Origin of the sequence: Paenibacillus sp. FSL R7-277, from assembly GCF_000517965.1 — a bacterium.
GTDB classification, from domain to species: domain Bacteria; phylum Bacillota; class Bacilli; order Paenibacillales; family Paenibacillaceae; genus Paenibacillus_AQ; species Paenibacillus_AQ silagei.
In genome coordinates, this window is record NZ_ASPX01000021.1 from 41,217 (window position 1) to 64,078 (window position 22,862).

At 51.7% G+C, this 22,862-nt stretch carries 14 protein-coding genes; 4 read left to right on the top strand and 10 right to left on the bottom strand.

The features are described 5' to 3' along the window. Positions 1 to 161: 161 nt before the first annotated feature. The 4 genes from C173_RS08525 to C173_RS08540 all read left to right on the top strand — a co-directional run bounded on the left by C173_RS08525 (position 162) and on the right by C173_RS08540 (position 5,534). Positions 162 to 1,589, top strand: a complete 1,428-nt coding sequence (locus tag C173_RS08525; protein WP_081751085.1) for a glycosyltransferase — start codon at positions 162 to 164, stop codon at positions 1,587 to 1,589. A 23-nt stretch (positions 1,590 to 1,612) separates the two neighbouring features. Further along, the gene (locus C173_RS08530; protein WP_036724030.1) at positions 1,613 to 3,076 is read left to right on the top strand and encodes a glycosyltransferase; all 1,464 of its coding nucleotides are present in this window, start codon (positions 1,613 to 1,615) and stop codon (positions 3,074 to 3,076) included. A gap of 13 nt (positions 3,077 to 3,089) precedes the next feature. Further along, positions 3,090 to 4,502, top strand: a complete 1,413-nt coding sequence (locus tag C173_RS32775) for a class I SAM-dependent methyltransferase (protein WP_051477920.1) — start codon at positions 3,090 to 3,092, stop codon at positions 4,500 to 4,502. Between the two features lie 180 nt (positions 4,503 to 4,682). Continuing rightward, positions 4,683 to 5,534, top strand: coding sequence for an aldo/keto reductase (locus tag C173_RS08540; protein WP_036724031.1), 852 nt, complete (start codon positions 4,683 to 4,685; stop codon positions 5,532 to 5,534). Between the two features lie 68 nt (positions 5,535 to 5,602). On the opposite strand, the gene C173_RS08545 is transcribed toward C173_RS08540, so the two are convergent. The 10 genes from C173_RS08545 to C173_RS08590 all read right to left on the bottom strand — a co-directional run bounded on the left by C173_RS08545 (position 5,603) and on the right by C173_RS08590 (position 22,633). Further along, complete coding sequence (locus tag C173_RS08545; RefSeq protein ID WP_235191823.1) at positions 5,603 to 8,356, bottom strand: polysaccharide lyase family 8 super-sandwich domain-containing protein; 2,754 nt, start codon at positions 8,354 to 8,356, stop codon at positions 5,603 to 5,605. 523 nt (positions 8,357 to 8,879) lie between these two features. Continuing rightward, positions 8,880 to 10,046, bottom strand: coding sequence for a leucine-rich repeat domain-containing protein (locus tag C173_RS08550; protein ID WP_235191824.1), 1,167 nt, complete (start codon positions 10,044 to 10,046; stop codon positions 8,880 to 8,882). Between the two features lie 84 nt (positions 10,047 to 10,130). After that, on the bottom strand, positions 10,131 to 12,473 hold the full coding sequence (locus tag C173_RS08555; RefSeq protein ID WP_051477922.1) for a polysaccharide lyase 8 family protein: 2,343 nt from the start codon (positions 12,471 to 12,473) through the stop codon (positions 10,131 to 10,133). A 27-nt stretch (positions 12,474 to 12,500) separates the two neighbouring features. Further along, a complete protein-coding gene (locus tag C173_RS08560) occupies positions 12,501 to 14,669 on the bottom strand; it encodes a GH92 family glycosyl hydrolase (RefSeq protein WP_036724033.1) in 2,169 nt (722 codons plus the stop codon). A gap of 36 nt (positions 14,670 to 14,705) precedes the next feature. Next, positions 14,706 to 15,809, bottom strand: coding sequence for a glycoside hydrolase family 88 protein (locus C173_RS08565; protein ID WP_036724035.1), 1,104 nt, complete (start codon positions 15,807 to 15,809; stop codon positions 14,706 to 14,708). Between the two features lie 88 nt (positions 15,810 to 15,897). After that, positions 15,898 to 17,478 carry an ABC transporter substrate-binding protein gene (locus tag C173_RS08570; protein ID WP_036724036.1) on the bottom strand — a complete coding sequence of 527 codons (1,581 nt, stop codon included), beginning with the start codon at positions 17,476 to 17,478 and terminating at the stop codon, positions 15,898 to 15,900. Between the two features lie 76 nt (positions 17,479 to 17,554). After that, on the bottom strand, positions 17,555 to 18,466 hold the full coding sequence (locus tag C173_RS08575; RefSeq protein ID WP_036724037.1) for a carbohydrate ABC transporter permease: 912 nt from the start codon (positions 18,464 to 18,466) through the stop codon (positions 17,555 to 17,557). Positions 18,467 to 18,482: 16 nt separating this feature from the next. After that, entirely contained in the window at positions 18,483 to 19,418 is a 936-nt protein-coding gene (locus tag C173_RS08580) for an ABC transporter permease (protein WP_200869525.1), read from the bottom strand. Positions 19,419 to 19,506: 88 nt separating this feature from the next. Beyond that, the gene (locus C173_RS08585; RefSeq protein WP_081751089.1) at positions 19,507 to 21,372 is read right to left on the bottom strand and encodes a sensor histidine kinase; all 1,866 of its coding nucleotides are present in this window, start codon (positions 21,370 to 21,372) and stop codon (positions 19,507 to 19,509) included. Beyond that, entirely contained in the window at positions 21,263 to 22,633 is a 1,371-nt protein-coding gene (locus C173_RS08590; RefSeq protein ID WP_036724039.1) for a response regulator transcription factor, read from the bottom strand. Before C173_RS08590 ends, C173_RS08585 begins: the two co-directional genes overlap by 110 nt. Positions 22,634 to 22,862 lie beyond the last annotated feature (229 nt).

Below are 22,862 nucleotides of genomic sequence, written 5' to 3' on the forward strand. Positions count from 1 at the left end.
AAGATAATTTAGCTCCGATATCTTCACGGAAACAACTGACTATCTGGAAAATCCACAATGTCCAGCAAATCCGGTATTTTTCAGTATACTCATCATACTTTAGGAACCGGCCCCATATGAATTAGAAGACAGAGCAGCGGGTACGAATCCAGATTTGAAGTATGGAAGGAGAATCAGCCTTGGCCTTATACATTCCGCTTGAATTCTCTGAGCGATTTGCGCATTTCGGAAGCAACACCTTTGTTCAGCAGGGAGGCATATTTGAGTCTCCAGAGCTAATTTCTATAGGAAACAACGTCTCTATTCAAGCTCCATATGCTATCCAGCCGAATGATGTGAATCACGGAATTTCTGGCGATAGTCCAGTTATCTCTATAGGAGACGGTTGTCAAATCAACAGAAGTGTCCAGATCACAGCTCACCCCAGGATTATCTTAGAGCCAAATGTTCTGATCCATTCCAACGTTCTAATGGAAGGGGATATTACCATTGGAGAAGGCTCCTGGATCGGAGCAAACTGCCGCCTATCCGGGAATATACGTATTGGAGCTGGGAGCGTAGTTAAGGCAAACAGCATGGTTTTGGACAATGTTCCCGACTATTGCGTGGTTTCAGGTAATCCCGCATCAATTGTGCAGATTTATGAGACTTCCTCCGGGAGCTGGGTGGATGTGTCTGCTCATGATCAGGCCCAGGCTATTCTTACTGCCCGAAGCCGCCTTCCCCTGTTATCAATCTGTATCCCAACTTACAACCGCGCGCCTTATCTTGACGCTTGCCTCCAGTCGATTTATGCTCAGATCGGAAATAATGAGCTGATCGAAGTGGTAGTATCCGATAACGCCTCCACAGATGCCACGCCAGCGATCATAGACAAGTATATGGCCCTGTACTCCAATATGAAGTCAGTACGCAATGACACGAACATTGGCGGAGATCCTAATATTCTTCATGTATTACAGCTGGGGAGAGGGAAATTTGTAAAAATGCAAGGCGATGATGATTATTTTCTGCCCGGCAAGCTTATGCCCCTGCTTCATGTACTGCACAGCCATCCGGAATGTGGAGTCTTCCATATTAGTCTAATTAACGGAAATAGGCCTCCCCGCCTGGAATCCGGCATGAGTAATTTCCTGGCCGCAACCACCCTTTATGCGGCTTTTATCAGTTCTGTTGTTCTAAGACGTGAGGATTTGGAGAAGATCGAGAACCCGGCGCTATTCATGACCTCTAAATTCAATCAGTTATATCTTCAATATTCTATATTAAAGGATAACCCGAACTTCTGCATCATGTACGATAGTATCTTCGGTTATGGTGGTGCTTACAATCCTAAATACAGTTTTGCTGAAGTTTTTTTTAACGGGTATCCGTCTATCCTTAGCCATTTCTTGGGCACTGGTTTGACTGCTGAAGAAATTTCCAGAGAGAAAAAACAAACATTTTATCACTATACCATTCCATGGTTTCGGAATAATAAGGCAACTGTGACTACTGATGAGTTTGAAGAGATCTACAAAAAATACTATCAAGATGAACCCTATTATGAGGATGGCCTTGCCATCATGAAAGCAATACGCCAATCCTAATTTAGGAAGGAAGTTAATGGGTTATGTCGCACTCTTTAGAGCCTAAACCAGTTTCTAGTTTCTTTTACTGTGGCAAAAGCACAGATATCTCTCCCATCGGACAATTTCATCATCCCGAGTTCGTTCTCATTGGCGACAGGGTAACAATCAAAGATGATTACTGCATACAGTCCACATTACAAGATTCTTTGCCTGTACCCAAAATTATTATAGGAGATGATTGCAGATGTGAGCAAGGACTCACTCTTCAAGCCCTAAACCGTATTGAAATCAAGCCTCGTGTCACTATTGGCAGTAAAGTTAGTATATCAGACGCAAGGCATGAGTATCGTCAGGTAGGATTGCCGGTGTTAGCACAAGGATGGATGGACAGCACTGGAGAAGTTATCATCGGAGAAGGCACACAAATAGGTGATGGAACTGTTATTGCAGGTAATATCCGAATAGGCAAGCACTGTGTAATCCAGCCTGGAAGTGTTGTTGAGCAAGATCTTCCGGATTACTGTGTGGCAGGCGGATCCCCGGCACAAATTCTGCAGCAGGAGACGGCTAAGCTCCAACCGCGAACTGCGGGCTTGAGTTCCGGCACACCGGAATCTACTCCGCTTCTCTCCATTTGCATTCCGACTTATAACCGCGCAATCTACCTTGATCTCTGTCTTTCTTGCATATTCAGTCAATTACAGAACGATAGCCGGGTAGAAGTAATTGTCTGTGACAATGCCTCCACCGACGCTACTCCACAAGTGATTGCACGTTATGCCAGCCGTTATCCTAGCCTCAAATCCTTCAGAAACAGCACGAACATAGGGGGCGACCGCAATATATATCTTGTAGCCCAACTGGCAAGGGGCAAGTTTATAAAATGGCAGGGTGATGATGATTATTTTGTGGAGGATTCAATCCCTTCTCTACTTGATGTCATCCATGATCATATGCAGTGCGGAATTATATATTTGAATGTGCATAACCATGATGGCCAGGTTTATACTGCAGAAGGTGCACCCGCCTATCTTCGAACCTCAGGTATTATGTGTACCTTTATTTCCGGCATCATTCTACGAAGGGAAGATTTTGAACAAATTGAAAAGCCCTTCCGTTATATCGATTTATCGCTAAATCAAGCTTATATGCAGTACGAAATTTTAACCAGAAACCCTAGCTTTTGCGTGGTGAACCGGAGAATGTTTAATTTTTCCGGAAATCCTCCTTCAGGATACAATCTCGGGGAAGTCGTCTTCCGTAGTTATCAGACTATTTTGCATCATTTCATTGGTAAAGGATTAAGCGAGGTAGATGTGCAGCAAGAGAAACTAGCTGCTCTCTACAATTACATTCTCCCTTGGTACACAGGAATCATGCGTGATCACGCCCCTGTTTTTACCGATGACTTTGAGGACCTCTTTAGAGAATTTTATGGAGAAGAGTCCTATTTCGAAGATGTCCTGCTGCGAATTGCAAGTATAAAAGCTCTGGCACAAAGCTAAGGAGGGATTTAGTATGCATAAACCGGACACACTTCAGGCAAACCATCAGCCAGATTCACAGGAATCTCAGATGTCCAATTTAATGAATTATGCCAACTTTCTATATAACCAGAAAAATTATGAGAACGCCGCTGTGTTCTATGAAAAGTTTCTTTTGGAAGCAAAGACGTTGAATGAAGAAACCTATGAGGCCTATGGGAGACTCTCGGATTGTTACATTGCTGCTGGGGATGTAAATAAAGCCTTGTTAGCAGCATTCCAATCCTTTGCTTATGGAATTCCCCATCCCGTGATCTGTTACAAAATCGGCACTGCATTCATGCAGAAAAGCCAATTGAATATGGCTATTTTCTGGTTTGATATGGCTACCCAAGAAACCATTGCACATGAACACATAAACTATGATGCCTCTTTTGCCAACTGGCTCCCCCATTTACAATTATGTGTCTGTTATGAATCATCAGGCGAACACGAGAAGGCCTTTCACCATCATAAAATAGCCCAAAAATATAATCCCGATCATCCAAGTATAGTATACAATCAAAAGTATTTTGAATCTTTGTTCCGCAGAATCGAAGCTCCCTCTTCGAAGGCTCACCCCGAGGCTGAAGTATTGGGGGGACACGACACAAATTCCATAGATATCAACTCCGAAATACTGAATACTGAACAAAACGATGTAATTTTCACAGGAGAACGGGTTGTCATTAACGATGCCGTCAAAAAGAATCACGGAGATGTGCTGGAAGAACATTTGAACAGATACAAATTAGCCCAAAAGTTCGTCAAAGATAAAAGGGTGCTGGATGCTGCCTGTGGGGCAGGGTATGGGAGTAAAATGCTGCAGGTGGCCGGTGCAAGTCATGTCCTTGGCGTAGATATCGATGAAGCCAGCTTATCTAATGCGCGCAAAACATATGGTCATGATCAGATTGATTATGCTTACGGAAATGTCAACAAGCTTGAACTTGAAGACAATAGCTTTGATGTCGTTGTTTCCTTTGAGACCATTGAGCACATCGATGATGGCAGTGTATGGATTAAAGAATCCGCCAGACTTCTCAAGGATGACGGAATCTTTATTGTCTCTACACCTAACCGCAGCATAGCGAACCCTGCTGGCTACTTCGTGGAACAGCCAAGAAATCATTATCACAAATATGAATATACGATTACTGAGCTTGTGGGGGAGTTACTGAAAGAATATGATATCCTGGAGTTGTACGGTCAAACCTTCGTCTCCGATTATTCAGCCTTCCAAGCCCAAGTTGTCAGAAATGCGAGAGCAATGCCTCCTACAACCACGCCTTATGACAATCCCGTCATTAACGGATACGAGCTAATGGATCTCGGAAGAGTTAAGGATATGAATCCTTTGTATGTGGTGGTCGTGTGCAGAAAAAAACGCCCCGTTTCCTTAGAATAGACAGATTAAAGATGGGCACAAATACAGGACCGGCCACTGGGGCTGGTCCTGTATTTGTTTTTGTATTTATTTGATGATGTTACTGCTCCCTGAAAAATATAATAACCCCTGCTTGACTTCGTGTTACACGAAGGCGTTAGGCTCATCATATCACTAAATCATCCTTAGGAGGACAAGACCATGCAGACTGTAACCTTGAATAATGGAGTAAAAATGCCGATCCTCGGCTTTGGTGTCTATCAGATTCCAGATGCTGAAGAATGTGAGAATGCGGTGTATGAAGCACTGAGCGCAGGCTATCGCCTGATCGATACCGCCTCCGGTTACTTGAATGAAGAGGCGGTAGGCCGCGCCATCAAGCGCAGCGGCATACCGCGCGAAGAGCTGTTCATCACCACCAAGCTCTGGATTCAGGATGCCGGATACGAGAGCGCCAAGCTCTCCTTCGCCAAGTCCCTGAAGAAGCTGGGGCTGGACTACTTAGATCTGTACCTCATTCACCAGCCGTTCGGCGACTACTATGGAGCCTGGCGTGCAATGGAAGAGCTGTACCACGAAGGCAAAATCAGAGCGATCGGGGTCAGCAACTTCCTCCCGGACCGCCTGATGGACCTCATCGTCCATAACAAGGTCGTTCCTGCTGTCAATCAGGTGGAGACACATCCGTTCCTTCAGCAGACGGATAACGCTGCTTTTATGAAGGAACAAGGTGTACAGATTGAATCATGGGGACCGTTTGCCGAAGGGCGCAACAACCTGTTCAGCAATGAAGTGTTAACCGGGATTGCCGCTAAGCATAACAAATCCGTCGCCCAGGTTGTGCTGCGCTGGCTGATCCAGCGTGATATCGTGGCGATTCCGAAGTCCGTGCGCAAAGAGCGGATTGTGGAGAACTTTGATATTTTCAACTTTGAGCTGAGTGCAGACGATATGACTCAGATTGCCCTACTCGATACGGGCGAGAGCCTGTTCTTCTCCCACCGGGACCCGGAAATCGCCAAACGGCTGGGGAATTGGCGGGTTGAGCTGTAAGCCGGAGGCGAACTTGCAAGTGAATGTCGAAGAAAGGCCCATGCACATTGCATGGGCCTCTTTGTCTGCTAAGGATTCCGCACCCACCTCACCGCATCGGCCGCGACATATCCGGTCGTTCCACTGTTACGGATGGTTACACTCCCGGAGGTTCCTGCCGTGAAGGAATAGGTGCCGATCAGATTCCAGATTCCGCCGTTCGCGGTCTGGTCTATATTCAGCGTTGCCGTCCCTCCGGCATGAACGACTTCGATTGGTACCGCAGTCGCCCGGTTGAAATGCTGCGGCCACATCATATAGACGCTATAGGTAGCAGTAGCAGGCAAGTCAGGGGTGAACGTTACACTTTTGTTGCCCTTGCCGCTGTTGTCATCATGCAGATAATTGATCCCGTACCGGTCGGTCTGCACCGCCGCTGTCTTCCAGCTTCCCGTCTTCAGCACTCCTGTGCTGTCGTTATTATCCACGATCACCTCTTCTCCAGGCAGAGTCGGCGGCGTACCGCTGCCCAATTCGAAGGAAGCCTTGAACGTCTTGCCCTTGGCTGCGCTGACATTCACCGTTAACTGGATGGTCGGGCTGAGCCGGGTTACTGTAACCTCTGAATCTGCCGCATACCCGCTTGCTGAACGGTCCAACTCCACTTCAATCACGCCGGTGCCCGCCTGTGTCGGATCGCTGACAGACAGCTCCAGGGTATCCTCTGTTTCTTTGGTCATGACTGACGCTTTCTTGTTGACGGTAATCAGATCAGCAGAACTTGTTCCATCCTCCCAGAAGTTCGCGCCGATAATGCCCAGCTCCCGCTCATGTACCGCTTGCACACCGGGGGTATTCGCCAGCACTTCAATATCTGGAGCCGCAGCATAAGCGTCCACTTGGGCAGCGGGTTTACCCGGAAGCAGCACATACTGATATTCCCCGCCCGCCGGATTAAACCCATGATTCAGCCATAAAGTCATATAATTGCGGGTAACCGGAGTGGAAGGTGTGACCGGACGGGGGTTGATCTGCTTCCAGTTGCCTGTTCTGGCTTCTCTCTTAGCAGCAAGCGATACCGTCTGCGGAAAATAATATCCCGTATCCGCACCGGCGGTGCTTCCCGACAAATGAGCCCACTCCACCTGATCCAGGGTCGATGCACCGCCCAAAGTGGCAGGCTGCACTTCACCGTTCACAGTAAGCGTATTGCTGCCCGCCGCATTCAGCTTTCGGTTCTCGACGATCGTCTCCACGGGGATATTGTCCGAGCTGCTGATGCCTGCACCAAGAGCCACGATTTCATCGTCGAACATGAACCATGATTTTCTCGCGCCAAGCGTATGGTCCGCATATTTCAGCTCCATGCCGGAGATTCCGTAGAGGTTCTGGATATCGGTGCCGCCGGTCCACAGCTTGGTGCTGGTGTGGCTGCCGGAAGAGGTCTGGGACAGCACCGTTGTTCCAGGCAGACGGTAATTATCCACAGTCGGCCAGTAGTCATCGCTGTATTGTCCAAGATCACTGTTATATATGCTGGTCATACCGGCTGAGGTATACCAGGCTTTGGCGTTCTCACTGTTAATCGCTTCATAGCTGCTGATCCGGCTGGAATACATCGCAAGGCCGAAGCTGTAGCCCGGCCGGTGCTGGACGGCCCGGTCCATCGCTGCGAACTGCTTGTAGACAAGAAGCTCTGCCGAAGGCACTACCGCCGGGTCACTATTAATACTTTTAGCCAGAGCAATAGCTGGAACGGGTGCATCTTCATAAAAAGACTTGAAGGTGTCTGAAAGCATCCAGCCTTTCAGCATCTGCTTAAAGTCCGCTGCTTGCGCGGGTGGCGCAATTCGGGATAAGTTCAAAATGCCCTGCATCACCCGATGACCTGCATCGTGATCCTGGCTGTAATTTCTAGAGATCTCCCTGCCGCGGACCATGTCCATGATAGCGCCCTTGTACATCACCGGCTGGTAAGCGTTATACACCCACTCCCATACATTGGACTGCTTGGGATCACTCACCTGCCAGGAAGAGCCGTGAAGCATCCCCATCAGATCACTGACGGCCAACAGCAAGTCAATGCCATAACCTCCGGTGTAGGGAATGTTGTTATGCTGAATGAATGAACCGTCCCGGTAGAAGCCGTCTCCGCTGAGCGTATAATTGAAGACGGAGGACAGTCCGTCGCGGGCGGCGGCGATCTTGCTCCCGTCTTTGACCAGGATGCCCCGCTCGCCCACCACCATCGCCTTCCAGGTGCGGTTAGCTCCTGTCAAAGTAACGGCGGGCGAGAAGCGCTCCACGGCTGTCATATAATTCGTAACCTGAGCCGGACTTAAAGAGTCATACATCAGCACTGTTATATCGTTAAGCTGCAATGGAATGCCAATTTTCCAATCCCACCAGTTGCTTGTTCCGCTGGCGGTTGGCGTTACCCCCTCATGGTATCTGGTGGCGTACATATAATCGAGGGCAGCCACGATATCGCTCCCGAGCTGGCTATCCTCATACAGCGCCGTACCAGCCGTGGCATACGCGAGCGCCATCGTCTTCAGCCGTTCATAGGTCACCCGGATATGAATCGAGTTCCCGATGCCCGGGTTATCGCTCCACAGATAGGTGCGGGCGGGCGAGGTATTCATTGTCTGCCAATAGCCGCTGGCTTCATTCCCCAGCTTGGTAAGGGCTGCGGCAATATCAGCATCCGCCGTATTCAGGGAGAGCCCTCCTGTGAGCATTACCTTCCGGTTCTCCCGCATCCCGTCGAATTCATCCGCAGCACGGGCACGTTCCGCTACTCCTCCCAAGCCGCTGACCAGCAGCAGTAGCACTAACGCCATCAAACCGCTTTTCATGAGTAACCTTCTCGTTAACGTTCCTCTCATTAGCAACCTTCTCATCCATAATCCCCCTTGTCGCCGTATTCAACAATTTCACGTACAGGTAGTCTGGCTTTCTGGCATACATAGGCTTGCTGTTGCTGCGCTCATGTTGCAGCATTCCTTCACACAAACTTGCTTTGCCCATACTCATAGTTTAGCTTTTGTATCACACAACAAACTTGCTGTTCCTACACTCATAGATCAGCTTTCCTTCACACACATACTTGCTTTCTGCACCCATGCTCAAGCATTCCCCACCCATAAAGTCACTCGTTATGAAGCGCTTACATTTAATAGTATAGATATGGTCCGGTAGTAAAAGAAACTACGTGTATTCGAGAAAAGCCGCAAAACCTTGCGGCCTGCGGCGTGCAGCTTGCGACATACCGCCTACAGCTTGCGGTTACGGTTTACAGCCTACTCCTTGCGCGTTGCAGCCCGCGGGTTACAGCCTGCGGCTTACCACCCACAGCTTACCAGCTTAGTACATTTCATAACTAAGCTGGTCGGCCAGCTCACCTTCATGGTCAAATGCTGCATAGATGCAGAGTTGACCAGCCGGTGTATCCCCGGCATCGTAGCCGATACGGAAGGAGTGGTCTTCGGCAAACGTCAAGTCGGCCAGTACCAGCTCATTCACATCTTCATCAGGATGAGTGTCCGCAATTAGCTGCAATACCCGGTCAAGCAGCCCCTCCAGCCCGGCCCACACCTTTTGAATCTGTGAAGTCAAGCCGCTCATTGCGACCTTGGTGGGAACTTCCGCTGTAACGGCAAGCTCACTCCCCCTGATTTGAAGCTGCGCCTTATAACAGGTAAAGGTAGTATCATATTGAAAAATCCCTACTCCCTCTACCCTATGATCCGGCTGCGTAATGAGGTTATTGGCATAATCCAGTTGTACAAGCTGCGAATGAAGACTCGTATCCAGTACCGTAAGTTTGTTCTCAGAGCAATACAGTTCGGTCAACTGCAGATTGTGACTGAGGTCCAGACTCGTGAGATGATTATTGAAGCATCGCAGACTCGTAAGTGAAGGATTGCCACTGGTGTCCAGACGGGTTAAATGATTATGGTTACAGCGGATTTCCGTCAGCTCTGTACAGCTTGCCATATCCAGCTCAATGATATAGTTGCTGCCGCAATCGACCCGCTCCAGCGCAGTATTGTCACTAAGCTTCAATTCATGCAGCGAGTTATAACTGCAATTCAGTACCTTGAGCCGGGGATTGCTGCTTAACTCTAAGTTGGACAACATATTCTCATGACACTCCAGCGTCTCCAGCGCATGATTCTGGCTAAGGTCCAGAGTACGGATATGATTCCTGCTACAGTCCAGTTCCTTCAACAGCCGATTAGGCTGAGTATTCAGCTCAATCAGCCGGTTGCTCCGGCAGTTCACAGTAACGAGTTCCTCATTCTGGCTAAGGTTAAGCACGGTTAACTCATTATACGAACAATCCAGCTCCTGAAGCGCCGTAAAGTGTTCGATCCCCTGTAGACTTGAGAACTTGCAGCCCTCAAGCTTCAGCGTAGTCACCGTGTCAAGATCGCTCCTGAAGACGGATTCACGGCCACCGCAGAAGTGATTCCTTACGAACTGCAGGAAACGTTCATCTGCGAAATCATCGGTAATTGAAATCTGCATGGTACTCCCCCTCTAAAATCATTGGGATTATTCTACCATACTCCGCAGAGTCATTCACTTGAAGTGCATTTTCATAGATTCGCCTCAGGCCCCCAGCTCCACATGGAACGAATCGCCCCCGGCACCGTCAGGGTCGAACACCAGTCTAACCTTTCTGGGGTTTCCAGGGGCCCCGGTGTCTCCAGAATCACTAGGTTCACCTGAATCACCTGCGTCACTTGGGTCACCCGGGCCACTTAGTTCACCAGATCCCCCCAGGTCAACCGTGATCCGCTCAGACTTGTGGATCACCCTAGTAACAGGCCGATCCACTTCAATCTCCACTTCAATTGCACGACGCTGCTGTTGTGTAGGATCGGCAATAGCGAGACTCCAGCCAGCCGGATTCCTTTGCAGAACAATAGAGGCTGGACTGCTGCAAGCAATCCCCCCGCTTCTATACCAGCCCGGCTGCCAGAAATGCACAGTGAACAGCCCCGCTTCCGTATCTTCCACCGCGTGCACCCGGTCATTCAATTCCACAATTCGTATACTTGACGCCCCGGCGAACCCGGCCGTTGCTTCTTCACTCCAGCCAGGCAGCAGCACATAGGCATAGGTATCCCCCTGCGGCGCTGTTCCATGATCGAACCAGAGTGTCTGATAGAATCGCTCGATTACCGCAGAGGAACCGGCGTCGTTGATTGCCCTCCAGCTCCCTTGCCGGGCCTCGCGCAAGGCATGGACGCAGCAGCGTTCAGGCAAATAAATCCCCACATCCGCGCCCCCGGTACTTCCCGCCATATGAATCCACTTAGGCTGAAGGGTATCTGTGAGTCCCAGCGTCCGGCAAATCTCTGTTCCGTCTGCTGTAATCGTATGGTCTCCTGCCGGGTTCCATTGCCGGTTTTCTATAATCGTTTCCACTCTGGAGGAAGTACAGCTCTTAATATCCGAACCTAAGGCAACAATACGGTTACCGAACAAAAACCAGCTTTTGAGCGCGGTCAGTCCATCGGCTTCGTTAACAACATCCTGAAGCTCCATCGCAATGGCGCCGTATTGGTTATGAAGCACAGCCCCGCCAACATAAGCCCTGTTGCTTAATTGGCCCTGCCCGGCTCCATCCTCTTGCAATGTCTTCGTTACCGTGGTTCCAGGCAGGCGGTATGGATCAACGGTCGGCCAGTAGGCATCCGCATATTGCCCCAAGTCACTATTGTACAGGTGGCTCATGCCATACGCTGTATACCAGCCCTTCAGATGCTCTCTGTTGATAGATTCATAGGTGAAGGTCCGGCTGGAGAACATACTGATCGAGTAGGCAAAACCCGGACCTTGCAGCACCACCCTGTCCATATGGGCAAACAGCTTGCAGCAACTCGCTTCCGGAGCGGGCTGCACAAGTTCATCGTCCAGCAGCGCTCCAGTCTCAGCTGCGGTATCCGGCGGCGCTTCGGCGATGTACGATTTATACGTATCTGCCAACACCCACCCCTTCACCCTGGAGAGCAGCCGTGCCTGATCCGCCTCACCCAGTATGCGCGAGAAACGCAGGCAGGCCGTGATCACGGAATGTCCACTCTCATGATTCTGCGAATCCTCCCGTGAGACTTCTCTGCCGCTCACCATATCCAGCATAGATCCCCTGAACATAAGAGGCACGAATGAATCCTTAATCCACCCGGCCGTCAAACCCCGAGCTTCATCAGGCAATTCCCAGGGGGTACCGTGAAGCCATACCATCAGGCGGACCACATCATGCAGCAGTGAAACCCCATATCCCCCGGTGTAGGCATACTTGTCATGCTGAATAAAGGAGCCGTCTTCATAGAAGCCGTCCCCTTCACTGGCATTCCTGAACAGCGGAAGCAGCGCATTCCGGGCTGCAAGGAGCTTCTGCCAGTCGCCCCGGATAACGGCCGTCAGGGCAGCCGCCGTAGATTTCCAGACCAGATTCGCTCCCGTTGAAGGCGGAGCCTGAGCCACGAACCACTGCGCATGAAACGCCGGATCGCCCACATATTTGTCTACGGGAAGAAGCAGAGACTCTATGAACTCCTTATCCAGCAGTTCCTCCATGAGCAGAAGGGTCTCCACCAGCGCGATTGGCACGCCAATCTCCCAATACCACCAGTTGCCATAGGGCTGACAGGTTTCGTTGTATCTATGCTCAGACAGCCATTCTAATCCATAAATGATCCTTAGCCTTAATGAATAGTCCATATAATAGGTACATTTGGGAGACTTCAGCGCGATGGCCATCTCCTTCAAACGGAGAATGATCTGAAATACATCCGCCGCATTCTCCTGAAACGGGATATCCGCCCAAAGCAGCTCCTGATGATAAAGCATCTTATCCCGGGCATCGCGGACCCGTTTCAGCGATTCCGGACGAAGCGTATCTCCCACGAGATATTGCAGCCATTTGTTTTTTAAACTCTGCATGGACATTCTCTCCTTGAGCCTACTGCCCTACCTTGACAGTTGTTTGCCTTGCTCCCGCTCCGCGAGCGGAGAAGGTGGAATAAGGCTTCCCCACTCCCCGGGTTTAGCGCCCAGCTCCAGAACAAGCGTGCCTCCTCCGGCGATTTCTTCATGGCGGACCCATGCACGGTCCAGCTCCTGACCGTTGAGCGAAGCGGACAAAATATAACTTTTGCCGGACCCGCTGCCTGCTCCTTGTGTCTCAATCGTCAGAGGAACCGGATTCGCCTGTGCGCCCAGCAGCAGCGTCACCTTATTGAAAACCGGAGGAACGAGGAAATAGAGGTCCTGACCCATCAACGGATACAAGCCCATCGCTGAACAGATGTAAAAGGCACTCTGGCAGCCCATATCCTCGTTATCCCCCAACCCGTCACGCTCAGCCCGGAAGTATTGCTCCAGGCATTCCCGTACCCGGTCAGCCGCCCGGTCCGGCCTGCCCGCATAGATATATAGATAAGGAATATGCAGCATCGTTTCCTTGGAGTTATAGAAGCCCCCGTCAAAAAAATAATCTAAATGACGGACAAAGGCCTCCGCTCCCCCATGCCGTTCAACAAGTCCATGAAAATCATGCTGGGTGCTGAACGACCATTGCAGACTGGTGCCCTCGTAGAAATACGGATCATTCCATGAATCCGGCAGACAGGATTCCGGGTCAAATGACGTTACCCATTCCCCGCCGGACAGCCGGGGCGCAAAACACTTCAGATCCTCGCGCCACAGATTCCATAGCTTCTCCGAGCTTGTATAATAGTCCTCTGCCGTCTCCTCCTGCCCAAGCTCCTCGGCCAGACGGCCGATGCACCAGTCCTGATAAGCATATTCCATATGGCGTGACACACAGTTCTTCTTCACATCCGTGGACAAGTAGCCTAAGGAATGGTAATCCTGCAGATGACGGCCATAGAGCCAGGTATCCGGGGACTGCACCTCATTATTCTTACGCATCTGCTTGAGGGCCTTCGCGTAGTCGATGCCCTCAAGCTTCTTCAGCGCCGCTTCACAGAACAGAATATCGGCAGAGCTTCCGCCTTGAATCATGGCGCTATGCCCCATGATCCAGGCGTCCGGCAGCCAGCCGGTATGGTCCGCGATGTCCAGCAGACAATTCAGGATATCCGCTTCAAGCTGCGGGTCGAGCAGTGTAATCAACGAATTGGCATTCCGCACACTGTCCCAGAGCGCGTACAGGTCGGTATAATGCCGGACCCCTGATTCCCAGGCGAAGTTCTCATCATCTACTCCGAGGTCACTCGGCATACAGAACAGACGGGTCATCAGGGTATAGAACAGCCGGGTATGCTCCACGCTGCCCCCTTTCACTGTGACCCGGCTGAGCTTATCCTCCCAGATGTCGCTGGCCGCCTGGCGGATGTCATCGAATCCGGCGGACGCTTCCCGGTCTACACTGGCCCTGGCCTTGCCGACACTAACATATGAGATGCCAGTCTTCGCCACCAGGACTCTGCAATCGCCGAAGCTAAGGGAAGCCTTGCAGTTCGCGCCATCTACAGACGGCCCTTGGCGTACTCCGCCTGCATCCATCAGCATATGGCTCTGTATTGGCTGATCGAAGCGGATATAGAAGTACACGGAATAAGGGAATTCGTGTCCCCAGCCCCCGCGCAGGTCGCAGCGGCCTGCCAGCTCATATTCGGACAGAACTTCAATATATCCCCCGGTCGATACTCCGGTGGTCTTCCCCGGTTCATCCCCGCCCACCTGAATGACCGCTCCGGCATCAATCAGCAGACCCGCCAATTCATTCCCCGGATAGGTGTAACGGTGGACTCCGGTCCGCATCGTGCTGGTCAATTCAGCCTGGATGGCGGCAGGCAGCAGCTTCACGCTGTAATATCCGGCTTCGGCATGTTCATCCCCCTTCTCATAAGGGTCCAACTGAAACCTCGGCATTCCGGTATAGGGGGTGAAGCCGACATTGCCATAACGCCCGCCGCCCCCGGTTCCGCTGACATGCGTATGACTGAACCGGATAATCGGCCGCGAGCTGTCGTAACCGTGGGATAGCTGCGGCGGCAGGGTATCCGGTCCAAGCCTTACGATACTGTTCGGCAGATAAGGCCCGCACAGGCAGTTATTCTCCCCGTCCACGCCGATGAACGGATCGACATGGTCCACTCTTCTTTTACTCAAATCAGGTCCTCCTTCCTTGCCATGAATCTGTTCCCTCTACCAAAAGATTTCATTCTCGCCCTTGAGCTTCAGCAAGGCTTCCAGGAAGAAATAGTCGCCGTAAATGATCGGCACCTCGACTTCGGCACCAGCCGGGAAGCTGCCGGTTCCCTTGGTAATGAGCGCCTCTTCCGCCGGATCTTCCGGCGCGTAGTGGCGGAACAGCGATTCTGTAATGGCACTTCCGAGCTTCCGGTACCGGTCGGCTTCTTCGCCCTCCAGCAGGTAAGCTATCTCCAGCATTCCGCTGGCCGCGCAGGCAGCAGCCGTTGAATCTTTGGCCCATAGCTGATCGGTAGGCGCGCGGAAATCCCAGGGAGGCACCAGATCCTCCGGCAGCGCAGCAACGAAGTAATCCGCTGCCGCTCTAGCGGCATTCATGAACCGGATATCACCTGTATACCGGTACCCGATCGCGAATCCGTAGATCGCCCAGGCTGATCCGCGCGACCAGGCGGAATCCGGACTATACCCTTGTCCACCCAGCGCCTCAATCCGCTCTCCCGTCTCGGGATCGAAGCGGACGATATGATGCACCGAGCCGTCCTCCCGGATGAATTCCCGCAGCGCCATCTCCGAATGGGCGACAGCGATGTGACGATACCGCGGGTCCTGTAGTTCCCCGCTGGCCCAGTACAGCAGTCCAAGGTTCATCATGCAGTCGATGATCGCCAGACCTTCACTGCCTTCATGCAGCCAGGCACGGATGAAATTCCCCTTGAGATTGAACCGGCTGGCCAGATGACTGGCAGCGATCAGCCCTCTTCTCCGGGACAGCATGTTACCGGTGAGCTTATAATCGGCAACCGCTGACAGACTCCAGAGGAAGCCGTTATCGTGATGGAGCTGTTCATATTCCTGAAGCGGCGTGTCCAGTTGCTCCTCGCAGCTCTCGGCAATGCGCCGGTATTCCTCATCGCCTGTGTTCCGGTAAGCCAGCCACAGAATGCCTGGCCAGAATCCGTTGGTCCAGCAATCGGGGTCACGCGCATCATATTGTCCTCCGTAGGTGGCATTCGGGAAGGTGGCTCCGATCCGGCTCCGTGTACGGCTTAATTTGTGCTGGGCATAGTCCCAGGCTTCGTTGATCCAAGTCTCCATAATCTCCAGGTCTTCCTTTCTCGTCTACAAATTAGAGGGCAGGACGCCCGGAAATAACGGACCTCCTGCCATCTTTTCCACTTGTCAGTTATTGCGCGGCTTTCCAGGCATCAATCTGGGTCTGCAGTTCAGTCTTGACCTTCTCAATGCCAGCTTTCTTCAATTTTTCATTGCGTTCCGCAAGCATTTTGGCAGGGTCAGGAATAGCACCCGTGCTTGCGGCCCGGTATTCACCGATGACCGAGGTAAGCTGGGTAATCTCGTTCTTCACCGGCGATTCGTCGAAGACGAAGCCCAACAATGGCGAACGTTTAGCCTCATCATTGAATTGCTTCCAGCTTGTATACAGATCATCCGGCTGGCCCGGCTTCAGATAATTGATCAGCTGATTGCCGACCACCCAGAACAGGGCAGAGCTGCCATACCCGGAATCGGCAATCGGCTCGATCCGGTTCTCGCTGATCTTCTTGTAATGGGTGCCTTCGATGCCGTTAACGAACAGGTTCACAGCATACGGATCAGTATGCAGCGCATTCAAGACCATCATAGCCCGCTCGGGGTCCTTGGAGGTGCGGGAGATGGAGAACATGGATCCGGCCGCAAGATCCGTAGTGACGATAGGCTCCTCAATTACCTTGGATACGAAATCATATTTATTGTCCGAGGCGATTTTCAACTCAATATCCGCGCCCGGCTTCCAGACCGCCTGCTGCATCCAGATCTTGCCCTGCTTGCGCAAGTCGCCGATCTCCGTCGTTGTAGTCGCCGCATCGCTGTTGATGTAGCCCTTCTCGTAATAACTGCGGTTCAGCTCATACTCCGCTTGGGCAATGGATGAAATCTCCGGATCAACGACTGACTTAATCTGGATGTTATCTGTATTTGTGTAGTCATAGAGGAATAAAGGAATCTTGTTCGGCGTCGGCCCGATGGCGCGGAAGTTCGAACGGGTCTCATACATCATCCCTTCGCCCGACTCCTTAATGAAGTCCAGGATCAGCCCCGGCTCCTTCTCCTTCAGCAGCTTGAACCAGGGTTCAAAGTCTGACATTGTCTTAATATCCTCAATCGGAATATTATATTTGTCGATGATATCCTTGCGGTACGTGTAGGCCTTGCCTTGGGTAATCTCTTTGTTGGTTGGAATGCCGTACAGCTTGCCTTTGTAGCGCGGAGCCTCCAGATAGATCGGATTCAGGTTCTCCGTAATCCCCTGCCCGTATTTGGCCAGCAGGTCATCGAGATCCAGGAACGCACCCTTGGCCACGTTGCCGAAGAAATTAAGCCAGGACGCGGTGAATACCAGGTCCATCGGTTCTCCGGCATTGAGCATCAGCTCGGTCTTCTGCTTGTATTCGCTGGAGGCAATCGGCTGCAGATCCACGGTGGCATTGAATTTCTCTTTGAAATATTCACTCAGCTTAGCTTCGACCAGTGCGTCATCCCGCTGCGGCGCACCGAAGTAGATGATCGAGACCTCGTAAGGCTTCAGTGCTTCCGCACCACCCGCAGGCTCCGCACTGCTCGTGCTGTTCGTAGCGGCCGCGCCGCTTGAAGCTGAAGGTTCGGCAGAACCCCCGTTGTTACCGCCTGAGCACGCTTGCAAGGATAACGCCAGAACCAGAAGAATCGCCGTGAATAGCGGTCTGCGCCCTTTTAACTTTGTCATATTAACCCTCCCCTAGATGATTATGCTTCTATATAGAACGGCAGGCAGCCTGTGCTGATGCCGGTTCCACCACGCTTTAGCCTTTTACTGCCCCGACCGTCAGGCCTTTGACAAAATACTTCTGAAAGAACGGATACGCAATCAGAATGGGTCCCATCCCGATCACCGCCATCGCCATCTGCAGGGATTCGTTCGGAAGATTCTTCATCATATTGGGATTCTGGGCAGCCAGCTCCACATTATTGCGCAGGTACTGCACATCGTTGAGGACACGCATCATCAGATACTGCAGCGGATACTTATCCTCGCTGGTTATATACAGCAGTGCATTGAACCAGTCGTTCCAATAGCCGATGGTGCTGAACAAGGCCATGGTCGCCAGGACCGGCAACGAGAGCGGCAGCACGATCCGCAGGAAGATTCTCAGCTCCCCCGCACCGTCAATTCTGGCCGATTCGATCACCGCCGGATGAATGGTCGTCTGGAAGAAGGTCCGCATAATAATGACGTTGAACGGCACAATCAGCATGGGCAGAATCAGCGCCATATACGAATCCTTGATATGCAGCGCTTGTGTATAGATCAGATATCTGCTGACCATTCCTCCATTGAACAGCATCGTGAAGAACAGGAAGAAGGTAAACACATTACGGAACGGATAATCCGCACGCGAGATGGGATAAGCATACATTGCCATGAGCAGCACGCTAAGCGCTGTACCTGTAATAGTGATGGTGAAACTCACGCGATATCCCGACACAATCGTCATCCAGTCCTTGAAGATCGACTCATAGGCAATGAAAGACCACTTATTCGGAATGAAGCTGTACCCCTGAGTCAGAATGGACTGCCCGTCTGTGAAGGAGACAATGATCACAAGCAGAACAGGCAAAAAGCAAAGGAGTGAGAGGATCACAAAGGCCAGATTTAAAAGTACATTTGACAATGCGGAGTTTCCGCCGATCGGGCTGCTGGTGTCATTCGCCATGATGATTCTCCTTTGATTAGAATAGTGCCTGTTCCCGGTCAATCCGTCTGACCATACTGTTGGTGGCAATGACCATAATGAAGCCCACCACCGATTGGACCAGCGCCGTTGCCGAGGACATCCCGATATCATTCAATTGCATCAGGGCGCGGTAGACATACGTATCCACGGTATCCGTTACAGGATACAAAGCCCCTGAATTCATGGGCACCTGGAAGAACAGTCCGAAGTCGGAGCTGAAGATGCTGCCCATGGACAGAATCGTCATAATAATGATGACCGGCCGGATAAAAGGGAGCGTGATATGCGTAATCTGCTTCCACTTGGAAGCCCCGTCAATCAGCGCCGCCTCGTAATATTCCGGATCGATTCCGGCAATCGCCGCGATATAGATCACTGCGCCGAAGCCCGCATGCTTCCAGGCGTTGACAAACACCAGAATGTAAGGCCAATATTCCTTCTCCGAGTACCAGAAGACAGGGTCTTGCCCGAAGGCCTTAAGCACTGTGGCATTGATGAAGCCGTGATCCGGCTGCAGGAAAGCGTATACGAGATAACTCACCACCACCATGGACAGGAAGTGCGGCAGGATGATGAAGCTCTGATACACCTTCGCCAGCAGCCGCCGCCGGATCTCATTGATGGCTACCGCAATCGATACCGACAGCACCAGGTTCATAATCATGAAGGTCAAGCTGTACAGAAGTGTGTTTCTTACAATTCTCCACATATCCCCCGAGGAGAACAGGAACTGGAAATTATCGAAGCCTACCCAGGGACTGCCCCAAATCCCGTCCAGATAATTCACATTCTTGAAGGCAATAAAGATGCCGAACATCGGCAGATAGCTGTGCGCCAGCAGGACAAGCACCGCTGGCAGCAGCATCAGCGTCAGCGCCTTGTACTTCCACATGGCATGGATAAAGCTTGAGAATCCGGTGGTTCTACTCATGTCCATTACTCCTTTCATGGACTCATTATAGAACCATCCTGCCACCGCTTCGATGATGGATTCCTGTAAAAACGTGATCTTTTATCACTCAGTTGCCGGCAGGTTCGGTCTTCGTCCGGCGCAGCGGCAAGGTAATGATCGCCCGTGTCCACCCCACCCCGGTTCGCTCATAGGTTAATCCGTAGGCCTCGCCGTAATGGAGCTGGATCCGCTGGTGCACGTTGCGGATGCCGTAGCCTCTTGCACTATGCTCTTCCCTCAGGATGGCGGCAAGCTCCTCCAGATCTACCGGCAGATGCCCGTTGTCCTCGACGATGAAGCGGAGTGTTCCTTCCGCTTGAACAGCAGATACCCGGATTTCTCCTTCTCCGTCCATCCCGCGTACGCCGTGAAGAATGGCATTCTCGATCAGCGGCTGGATAATGACCTTGGGCGTCTCATAGTCCCTCAAGGTATCATCAATCTGCCAACAGACCTCAAAGGTACCCGGATAACGTTTGGTTTGCAGCCGGGTGTACGCCTGGGCATGCTCCAGTTCTTCCCCGGCCGTAATCATGGTCCGGCCCCGGCTAAGTCCGATGCGCAGCAGCATGGACAAGTCCCTGACCATCTCTCCCACCTCGCCGTTTCCGCTATCCAGCGCATACCAGTAAATCGAGTCCAGGGTATTGTACAGATAATGGGGGGTAATCTGGGATTGGAGCATCAGCAGCTCATATTCCTTCTGCTTCAGCTTCATCCCGTAATTTTCTTCAATCGAATGATCCAGCCTGCGGGTCATTTTCACGAATGATCCCTGCAGAATGCCGAATTCATCATGCCGGAGCGGCTCCTCGGATAATGGCAGCTTGATGCCGGGCTCATAAATTTTCATCACAGAGACGAGCTTCACGACCGGCTTGACGACAAGTCTTACCAGATAGAGAACAAACATCAGGACAAAAGCCAGAAAAACAAAGGAGATGAGCACCAGCAGCTTTTGAAACCAGACTTGCTTGCCGGTAATGGATGCCAGCGGGATTTTGTACAGTAACCGGGTGTGGAATCTGGAGCTGTCCGAATACGCATAGAGCCACTCCTCCCCGCCTTCCTGGGCGAAGGTATAGCCGTAAGCGGCGTCCGGTTCGGTGCTCTTGCCGATCTCGGCCGCAGAAATGCTGCCTGACCCGGTGGACATCAGCAGCTCCCCGTTATCATTGAATAAGAAGGCGCCGGCCGCAGCAGGCAGCTCCACCGAGACCATATCCCGGGTCAGCATCACCTCAACCTTATGGACGACCAGCAGCCCGATCACCTCGTTATAATTCCGGGGGTTCAGAATACTGCGCATGAAGGAGACCGTCCGCTCGCCCGTCGCTGAAGGAATGACGCGCAGCGCCCCTGCCCCGCTGACATCCATCTGCTTGACCATCACGTCCGGCAATCCGCTGTTCACCTGGTCCAGATATTTGAACCCTTTGGTCTTGTGAGACAGATCGAACGGCGTATCCCTGCGCTCAATGTTCTTCATATATATCGCATATTCCGTGCCGCCGGTAGACCAGCTCTCCAGAATGTTGTCGGCCTGCTGGATTTCATTCAGGGTATCAATTCCCGTCCAGAAGCTGTACCCTGCCGGATTGCTGAAAAAATGATTATCCAGCAGCGTGATCGTCCGGTCATTGATCGCCGATATCGTTTTGTCCAGCGTGACATGATTCTGCTTCACCAGTTGCAGGGTTGTACTGCCGACCTCTTCCTTGATCGTGTGAAGCGCCACATACGCTGAAATCCAGCCCACCACCAGGAACGGGAGCACAATGCAGAGCAGGAAGGCAAGGATGACTTTATGTTTGAGCTTGAGTTTAAGTTTCAGCTTCAGCCCGGTCCCCTCCTCTGGCCTGTTTGCGGAATTCTGCCGGAGTGAGGCCCAGCACCCGCTTGAACATCCGGCTGAAGTGCTCCGGCGATTCATACCCTACCGCATAGGCGATTTCATACCGCTTCTTGTCCGTGGCAATCATAAGGCGCTTGGCCTCCTCCATTCGCAGTGCAGTCACATAGTCCCAGAGGTTGGTTTTCATATCACGCTTGAAAATGTAACCCAGATGGGCGGCGCTGAAATGCACCTCCTCGGAAATATCCTGGATCTTCAGCGCCGGATTCCGGTAATGGTTCTGGATGTAGCTTGTAATCCGTGAGATTACACTCGGATCCCCGGTCGGGTCCTGCGGCGGCGGCTGTTGCGCGGAATCCGGCGGCTGCTGCCCTCTGCTGAGATGCTCCTGCATGGCGATATCGCCATAATAGAACACCTTTTGCCCGGGATGAATGCTGCTCCGCCCGGCAGCCGTATCCGCTTCTTCCAGCAGTCCCGGAAGCGTAGAGACACCCCCGCCAAGTGTGCTGAGTCCGATGATCGCCTCCGCATTCAAATGCTGCTTCAGGTTCATGGCGATCATCTGCCCGATCATCTGGATCTGCGAGTGCACTCTAACCTGGGGGTCACCCATATCTTCAGCGGACAACTGGATGATACTGATGATAGAATGGCCGAAGCCGTTGAAGGTGATGCCATCCCATTCGGCTAACGTTTCGTTCATAATATTGAGAGCCGCATATTTCAGCAGCTTGCGGTCATGCAGCGTAACCTGCTGGCGGCTGAATCCGGCCTGGCTGTAATCTATACGGATGGAGATCACTCCGAAATAGGGTCCTTGCAGCAGGCCGCCCATTTCACCGGTGATCTCTTCAATATCCTGCTGCGACAGATTCCGCTCGGTGACCAGCTCCATCAGCCACTCCTCGCGCCGGGAATGCTCCTGGATGTGCTTGTGCTCCCCCTGCGCGCTTTTCCCCGGAAGCTCCTTCTGGGTTAATGCTTTGCGGACTACCCGCAGGAGTTCCGTCCGCTCCACCGGCTTCACCAGATAATCCTTGGCTCCCAGCCGGAGCGATTTTTTGGCGAAATCAAACTTCTCATGGGCCGAAATGACAATCACCGGAACATTCCACTGCTCCATATAGATATTCTCCATTAATTCAATTCCACTCATCCGGCCCATCTGGATATCGGTCAGCACCAGATCGAAATGGTCCATCCGCAAGTAGTCAATCGCTTCAAAGCCATTGATGGCCGTCTCCACCTCCGTGATGTTCAACTCCGAAGTCAGCAGGAAGTTTCGGATCCCTGCACTCACTCTCGGCTCATCATCCACAACGAGAATTTTATACATGATGTCCCCCTCTTTCGATTGCCAATTCATCGCCAGGCAGCTTCAGGTTCTTCTGTGTACCACAGTACACTTGCAATAAATAAGCGTAGATGATCTATTTCCGCTTTTCTGTGATCTATTTCCGCATGTTGTGCCGCCAGCTTCTATTCGTCCCCCGTTTCATAGATATAGCCCCTCTACACCCCTAGTATAGATCACATATTTCCTGTAATTCATCATGGATTAGTGA

What these genes read in the sequence shown, in the direction of transcription:
- C173_RS08525 (WP_081751085.1), top strand. Translation starts at nt 162, where the DNA reads ATGGAAGGAGAATCAGCCTTGGCCTTATACATTCCGCTTGAATTCTCT.
- C173_RS08530 (WP_036724030.1), top strand. Translation starts at nt 1,613, where the DNA reads ATGTCGCACTCTTTAGAGCCTAAACCAGTTTCTAGTTTCTTTTACTGT.
- C173_RS32775 (WP_051477920.1), top strand. Translation starts at nt 3,090, where the DNA reads ATGCATAAACCGGACACACTTCAGGCAAACCATCAGCCAGATTCACAG.
- C173_RS08540 (WP_036724031.1), top strand. Translation starts at nt 4,683, where the DNA reads ATGCAGACTGTAACCTTGAATAATGGAGTAAAAATGCCGATCCTCGGC.
- C173_RS08545 (WP_235191823.1), bottom strand. Translation starts at nt 8,356, where the DNA reads ATGGCGTTAGTGCTACTGCTGCTGGTCAGCGGCTTGGGAGGAGTAGCG.
- C173_RS08550 (WP_235191824.1), bottom strand. Translation starts at nt 10,046, where the DNA reads ATGCAGATTTCAATTACCGATGATTTCGCAGATGAACGTTTCCTGCAG.
- C173_RS08555 (WP_051477922.1), bottom strand. Translation starts at nt 12,473, where the DNA reads ATGCAGAGTTTAAAAAACAAATGGCTGCAATATCTCGTGGGAGATACG.
- C173_RS08565 (WP_036724035.1), bottom strand. Translation starts at nt 15,809, where the DNA reads ATGGAGACTTGGATCAACGAAGCCTGGGACTATGCCCAGCACAAATTA.
- C173_RS08570 (WP_036724036.1), bottom strand. Translation starts at nt 17,478, where the DNA reads ATGACAAAGTTAAAAGGGCGCAGACCGCTATTCACGGCGATTCTTCTG.
- C173_RS08575 (WP_036724037.1), bottom strand. Translation starts at nt 18,466, where the DNA reads ATGGCGAATGACACCAGCAGCCCGATCGGCGGAAACTCCGCATTGTCA.
- C173_RS08580 (WP_200869525.1), bottom strand. Translation starts at nt 19,418, where the DNA reads ATGAGTAGAACCACCGGATTCTCAAGCTTTATCCATGCCATGTGGAAG.
- C173_RS08585 (WP_081751089.1), bottom strand. Translation starts at nt 21,372, where the DNA reads ATGAATCGCCGGAGCACTTCAGCCGGATGTTCAAGCGGGTGCTGGGCC.
- C173_RS08590 (WP_036724039.1), bottom strand. Translation starts at nt 22,633, where the DNA reads ATGTATAAAATTCTCGTTGTGGATGATGAGCCGAGAGTGAGTGCAGGG.